6 protein-coding genes, 1 tRNA gene and 1 pseudogene are annotated in these 6100 nt (G+C 62.4%); 4 read left to right on the top strand and 4 right to left on the bottom strand.

What is annotated here, in order from left to right; genetic code table 11:
* The first annotated feature begins 163 nt into the window (after positions 1-163).
* From MFF42_RS23675 to MFF42_RS23665, 3 genes and pseudogenes are all read left to right on the top strand, one after another.
* A complete protein-coding gene (locus tag MFF42_RS23675) occupies positions 164-1213 on the top strand; it encodes a response regulator transcription factor (protein ID WP_238258230.1) in 1050 nt (349 codons plus the stop codon).
* Positions 1210-2256, top strand: coding sequence for a helix-turn-helix domain-containing protein (locus MFF42_RS23670; protein WP_238258228.1), 1047 nt, complete (start codon positions 1210-1212; stop codon positions 2254-2256). The genes MFF42_RS23675 and MFF42_RS23670 overlap by 4 nt, the downstream gene beginning before the upstream one ends.
* A 200-nt stretch (positions 2257-2456) precedes the next feature.
* Positions 2457-2832: pseudogene (locus tag MFF42_RS23665) on the top strand (transposase); the annotation flags it as partial.
* A gap of 2 nt (positions 2833-2834) precedes the next feature.
* Here the strand turns inward: MFF42_RS23665 and MFF42_RS23660 are convergent.
* The 4 genes from MFF42_RS23660 to MFF42_RS23645 form a co-directional block, all read right to left on the bottom strand.
* Positions 2835-3639, bottom strand: a protein-coding gene (locus tag MFF42_RS23660) for an IS5 family transposase (protein WP_238258226.1) whose coding sequence is annotated in 2 segments (ribosomal slippage) — positions 2835-3306 and positions 3305-3639 — 807 coding nt in all. Because the reading frame shifts where the segments join, the coding sequence is not laid out codon by codon here.
* 39 nt (positions 3640-3678) lie between these two features.
* Positions 3679-3891 (bottom strand): hypothetical protein, encoded by a 213-nt coding sequence (locus tag MFF42_RS23655; protein ID WP_238258224.1) that lies wholly within the window; start codon positions 3889-3891, stop codon positions 3679-3681.
* 501 nt (positions 3892-4392) lie between these two features.
* The gene (locus MFF42_RS23650; protein WP_238258222.1) at positions 4393-4629 is read right to left on the bottom strand and encodes a hypothetical protein; all 237 of its coding nucleotides are present in this window, start codon (positions 4627-4629) and stop codon (positions 4393-4395) included.
* A 321-nt stretch (positions 4630-4950) separates the two neighbouring features.
* A tRNA-Gln gene (locus MFF42_RS23645) sits at positions 4951-5025 on the bottom strand.
* A gap of 188 nt (positions 5026-5213) precedes the next feature.
* Here MFF42_RS23645 and MFF42_RS23640 point away from each other — a divergent pair.
* Entirely contained in the window at positions 5214-5963 is a 750-nt protein-coding gene (locus MFF42_RS23640) for an SDR family oxidoreductase (protein ID WP_238258220.1), read from the top strand.
* The last annotated feature ends 137 nt before the right edge of the window (positions 5964-6100 follow it).

Raw genomic sequence — 6100 nt, 5'->3', positions numbered from 1 at the left:
TCCCTCACTGCCAATCTAGAATTTTTCTTCCGAAGAACGATTGCCGAGGTGGCACAGGAGTGCAATGGTGCAATTTGGTACCATTATCTCGTATAGATCACCCTGACCGAGGCGGGCCGGTACGGCCGCGACCGCTTCTCGGCGACATCGGGAGCTAGGATCGATGGGGCGATCCCGATCTTCACAAAGTCTGCCGCTTTTCCAATCGCTGCCGTGGAATGCGCAAATCGGAAGGGTCTTTCAGTCGATCGGCACACCGTTCTTCCACGAGGAATTGATCGATCTTATGAAGATCACGGTGGAGACGGACGCATTCTGGATTATCCGGTATTCTGGTGAAGCGGCTCCCGATGTGGTGTTCACACGCGGCGTCTCGCCTCATACCGAACGCGTCTATTCCAGACAATGCGCGCCGATTGATCCATTCTCTGCGCGCTGGCGGAACCTAAGAGAAGCCGGGATCTTCACACTCGGCAGGTTACGAGCGAATGATCCGACCTGCACATCATACAGCGAAATATTCCTTCGTGCGGCTGGGATGGATGACGAATTAGGGATCATTCTGCCGATCAATGCCGATAATTGTTTCGCAATCTTTCTCGAGCGGAAGCACGGACTCTTCAGCGATAACGACGTGCGTATCCTTGAAACGCTCTATCCCGCGATCGACGGATGCTGTCGCTCACATCTCCGGTGGTTGTTCGATGATGTGAAATCTACGGAAAACTCTCCGACTGCGCCAGCTCTTCCGCGTCCCACGGCGATCTTCGATCATGCCGGACATCATGTCTACTCTGATGCCTCTTGGATCAAAGCGGCTCACCGCTTCCCAGCGCTGAAACAGCAGGCAGCCAAGCTGGCGGTCGGCGGCGGTGCCGAATCTCGACTGGACGATTGGGTTCTGCGGGCCGAACGCCTGACTCCGGATTTCCCGCTTGCCCCGAACGGCACCATTCTCATCCTCGAGAGGGTAACTATTGCATTACCCAACAAGGCGAACAACACTTTCGATGCCTTCTCTAAATTCACGCGACGCGAGCGAGACGTCCTCCGTCTCGTGCTGAGAGGCAAAATCAATGCCGACATCTCGGCAGAACTGGGAATTGGGCTGGGCTCGATCCGAAATATTAAGCTGCGCCTTTATCGTAAATCGGGAGTTTCTTCAGAAAGCGAACTCGTGGCGAAGCTCATCACTTTCGAAAGCTCGTTATGAAAGTTAAGCTGAAATCCAGGTCCGTCGCATTCGGAAGTCGGGAATGGTTTCGACGTGTCGGTGAGGCGTCGTTAGCTCTCGGAAGAACACATTTTCACGAGGAACTGATCCGCCTGTTCGGATGCTTGATCGACCACGATGCCTGCTGGATTATTCGCTTCTCAGATTCGGCGCCACCCGAAATCATGTATACGCACAATGTTCCGCAACCCCTGCGCGATCATTACAACAGCGCCTGCTCTGCTGTCGATCCTTTCGCAGCGCATTGGCGGCTGCACAAGGAAGTCGGAGTACGAGCCCTATCGAAGTTTAAAGGCTCGCTCGGGTCGATCGACGCTGGAACGTACAGTTCCATTTTCAAACCGATTGCCAACGTGAGCGATGAGCTTGGACTATTTCTGCCAACCGTCGGCAACGCGTCGATCGGGCTGTTTTTGGAACGCGAGCGAGGGGATTTTACCAACGGCGAAATCGCACGTGCCGAATCAGCCTTCCCGATCCTGAATAGTTTCGAGAAGGCACATATCGGTCAGGTTTTTAATAGCTTGCGTCATGGTGACCTGCTTCTCCGGGCCGCGCATTTCAGTTCCCAACCTATTGTCGTTCAGGATCGCTACGGCGTCGAGATTTATTCATCTCCGTCGTGGAAGACCGCCATTGAACATGAGCCACAACTTCGCACTGCGATGCAGTCTAGCGGCAGGGATGCCCCTATTGCGCTAGGCAAATTCATCTTGAATATATCGCATGTCGACAAGTATTTTCCATTGGCTCCGCAGGGTCGGATAATCACCCTTGAACCATGCCCCTCTTCCGCAGCGACCAAAACCACTGTCCTCAAGCGCACGGACTTGATGCGACGCCTCACTCCCCGAGAACGTGAAATATTTGAGTTGATTATCAATGGGCGCTCGACATCCGATGTATCAAGGATTCTGGCAATATCAAAGGGTACAGTCAAAAATTTCGTTCTTCGCATATACAAAAAATCAAACATACACTCGAGGCGAGATTTGATTCAATATTTTGCAGTTCGATCCTGAGAGCTATCGAGGGCGCTCTTCCTGTTCAAGTGGGATCGGATCATTTATCCAAGCCAAGCCTTCTGCCATCCGCCTGTGCATGATTGTCGATTTGCAACTGGGACCGGCAAGCTTAGATACTAAGGTCAAGACCGTGTGGACTATTGATCAGCGGGCATAATACGATTCCAATTGCGCGCTCTGAGACGGCAAGACGCGTCATGGCGGACTTATCTTGGCTGTCGGACAATCAGTGGGCGGCAATGGACACGGTCATGCCGGTCAACCAGCCCGGCCCCGGACGCAATGATGACCGGCAAGTGATCTCCGGGATCACCCACGTCGTGACGATGGGCTGCCGCTGATGCGTCTGCCCGCCCGACTATGGCCCGTCCACCACGGTCTACAACCGCGTCAACCGTTGGTCCCGACGCGGCTTCCGGAAGGCGGTGCTGGCGGCGTTGGCCGAGGCAGGCTGGAGCGGTAAGGCCAGCGCCATCGACGCCACCGACGTCAAAGAGCATGGCACTAGCCAGGGCGGAAGGAGGGGCCGCGGCGCAGGCGATTGGTCACTCACGCGGCGGCCAGACCACTAAGAATCAGGGACAAAACCGCTTTGCCTGAGCTTGGCAGATGAGCGCGCATGCGAGGGTGGTGAGGGCGAGGTGCAGGTCGGCGCGACGCTCGTAGCGGATGGTGAGACGGTGGAAGCGGGCGAGCCAAGCCAGGGTGCGCTCCACGATCCAGCGATAGCGACCCAGCCGTTCGCTGCTCTCGATGCCACGCCGGGCAATCCGGGGCGTGATGCTGCGAGCTCGGCACTCGCACCGACAACGACGATGGTCGTATCCCTTGTCGGCGTGCACCTTGTCGGGTCTGCGCCGCGGGCGGCCGCGCCGACCCGTGCGCACGCCCGGTATCGCATCGAGCGTGGCGGCCAGCATACGGCTGTCGTTGCAGTTGGCCCCGCTCAGCGTCAGGCCGAGCGGCATGCCCCTAGCGTCCACGACGAGGTGGCGCTTCGTGCCCGGCTTACCCCGATCCGTCGGGTTCGGGCCCGTTGCACAGCCCTTTTTTGGCCGGCAGACTGGCGCTGTCGCGAGCCGCCCGCGACCAGTCGAGCGCGCGGGCGTCCTGAAGTTGCTCCAGCATCACCCGGTGCAACGCGGCCCAGACGCCGGCCGCCTGCCATGTGCCCAGCCGCCGCCAACTCGTCTTGCCGCTGCAGCCTACCTCTGAACGCGGCAGGTGCTTCCACTGCATGCCGGACCGCAGCACCAAGATGATGCCGGCCAGCGCCGCCCGGTCAGAGGCACGAGGGCGACCGCCTTTCGGCTTCTCGGGCTCAGGCGGCAGAAGCGGCTCGACCACCGCCCAGAGATCGTTGGGTACGAGAGCGTCCATCCTCTCCCAACCCCCTCAGCCGCGGTTTTGTCCCACGCTCTAAGACCCATGCTTCCCTAATTGGACGTAGGCAGCGAGATGCGCGTGCGTGATCCGCCGCAGGTCGTCGGTGCCGGCGATGTCGCCCAGCATCCTGCCGACGGCCCGATGCTGCCGCTGGGTCTTCTCGTCCCAGGTGACGCCTTTGTGGATGATGAGCTCTTCGACCATCTTCGTCAGGGAGTTCGTGATGGGCTCGGAGACGGCTTCCACGCCCGTGCTCGCATCGTTCTGAGCTCGCTCTTCGCAGTCAGTAGCGCAGTCGACGGTGTCTTGAATGGCATTCTCCCCATCCAGTTCGGACCGCACATGCGATGGTTCTGGAACCCCTTCTGGATCGGCGGCCTCCGCTTCCGAAGGGTACGACGCAGGTGCTGGCGGGGCCGGTGGGTGTTTCCTGGCCGGTGCAGGACCCTGCTTGGGGGCGGGATGGTGGGCAGATTCGGATAGGGGAGGGGGAGGACCATCATCGTCACTCGCGGTCTGCAGCGAACTCGCGCGAGACATGGCCGGAGGAAGCGGCGAGGCCGCGCAGGCATCGGATCAGGCCCGCTTCGGTCACGGGCTCGTCCATGCTCATCAGCATCGCCTCGAGGTAGGCGCGGGGCGGCGTGAGCCGCCCGGTCTCATCCGGGCGTCAGAGATCGCGCAGGTAGCCGTTCGTGATGCGTCGCCTGATCGCCCCGCGTTCCATCAGGCTGAAGCCTTCCTGCTTCAGTCGAGCATCGAGTTCGCTGTCGTACCGGCTTCGAAGCCCTCCTTGGCGGTCAGGGCCTGCAGCCGCCCGAAGATGCGGTACTCCCTCGCGCGCCTCTCCATCAGCGCGGGCCAGTCGCCGACGAGCGGATCACGCGGCGGATCGAGGTCGCGCTGCAGACGCGTCAACCGCGCGCCTCGCTCCCGGTCGACATAGGCGCGGAGATGGTCGCGGATCTGCCTTGTGGTGCGCATGGCGGGATCGTCCCGGACGCGGAGGCTTTCTGCGTTGAGCGCCCAGCCGAGTGTGCGCGCACTGGATGGGTCGGTCGTGCCCAGGCTCAGAGCGACCGTGGCGGAATTCCCCTCAACAGAGGCACCAAGCGGTCGCGTCCGCTCATCGCCACGGGATCGCCTACGCCACCAGTATACCGCACCGCGTCGGTACACGTTAGAACAAATCGTCAACGGCCTGCCCCTGTGGACAAGCGCGTGCAACAGCTCTGCGTACAATCTGCGCAGCCGCGGGAGCGGCCGAGCACGGATCGAAATCAGATCAACGACTTAGCTGAGGCTTGGCTGGGGCGCCAGGATTCGAACCTGGGAATGGCGGTACCAAAAACCGCTGCCTTACCACTTGGCGACGCCCCATCGGCTTCAAGCCGCCGGTTGTCTAGACGGGCCGGGCAGGGCTGGCAACCGGCTTGAGCGGATCCGCCGTGAGCCGGCGGCGCTTTCGACCGGCGTGGCGGGCTCCGGGCCGACATCACGTGCCGATCGGGCGCCCCTGCACCGGATCGGCGTGAGGTCCTATGCTCCGGTCGAACGGGAGAAGCGCGATGGCGATGGATGAGCGGGTGGCGGTCGTGACAGGGGCCGGGTCCGGCATCGGGCGGGCGGTCGCGCTCGGGCTGGCGCGGGCGGGGTGGCGGCTGGTGCTGGCCGGACGGCGGGGGGACGCGCTGGAGCGGGTCGCCGCCGAGCTGCCGGGCGAGTCCCTGTGCGTGCCGACCGACGTGTCCGATCCGCACGCCGTCGAGGCCCTGTTCGCCGCAACCGGCGCGCGCTTCGGGCGGCTCGACCTGCTGTTCAACAATGCCGGGATCTTCACGCCCGCCGCGACGGTGGACGAGATCTCGGTCGAGGATTGGCTCGCCAGCGTCAACGTCAACCTCACCGGTGCCTTCCTCTGCACCCGCGCCGCCTTCGGGATGATGCGCCGGCAGGCGCCGCGGGGCGGGCGCATCATCAACAACGGCTCGATCGCGGCCTACGCGCCGCGGCCGATGTCGGCGCCCTACAGCGCCACCAAGCACGCCATCACCGGCCTCACCCGCGCCACGGCGTTGGACGGGCGCCCCTTCGACATCGCCTGCGGCCAGATCGATGTCGGCAATGCCGAGACCGAGATGACGCAGAGCTTCGGGCAGGGCGCGCGGCAGGCCGACGGCTCGATCCGGCCCGAGCCGTACATGGAGGCGGCGCATGTGGCCGAGGCCGTCGTCTACATGGCCGGGCTGCCGCTCTCGGCCAACGTCCTGTTCATGACGGTGATGGCCACGGGCATGCCCTTCGTCGGGCGGGGGTAGGGGAGGCGGCTTTGCGTCAGCCACGCGGAACGCGTAGAGAGCAGGCCACCGCCCGGCCCCCTTGAGAGACGAGCGGCCGCCCGCGCTGCGGCGGCCGGTGCCCGCCATGCTGATGCAGACCGACCCCAAACCCGCCG

It is taken from the genome of Methylorubrum podarium (assembly GCF_022179745.1).
Lineage (GTDB): Bacteria > Pseudomonadota > Alphaproteobacteria > Rhizobiales > Beijerinckiaceae > Methylobacterium > Methylobacterium podarium.
The sequence above is the reverse complement of the archived record's forward strand: the minus strand, read 5'-3'. Positions and strand labels throughout refer to the sequence as shown.

Excerpts from the sequence above, each read along its gene's own strand:
- MFF42_RS23650 (WP_238258222.1), bottom strand. The coding sequence starts at position 4,629 with ATGCGCACCACAAGGCAGATCCGCGACCATCTCCGCGCCTATGTCGAC.
- MFF42_RS23675 (WP_238258230.1), top strand. The coding sequence starts at position 164 with ATGGGGCGATCCCGATCTTCACAAAGTCTGCCGCTTTTCCAATCGCTG.
- MFF42_RS23670 (WP_238258228.1), top strand. The coding sequence starts at position 1,210 with ATGAAAGTTAAGCTGAAATCCAGGTCCGTCGCATTCGGAAGTCGGGAA.
- MFF42_RS23640 (WP_238258220.1), top strand. The coding sequence starts at position 5,214 with ATGGCGATGGATGAGCGGGTGGCGGTCGTGACAGGGGCCGGGTCCGGC.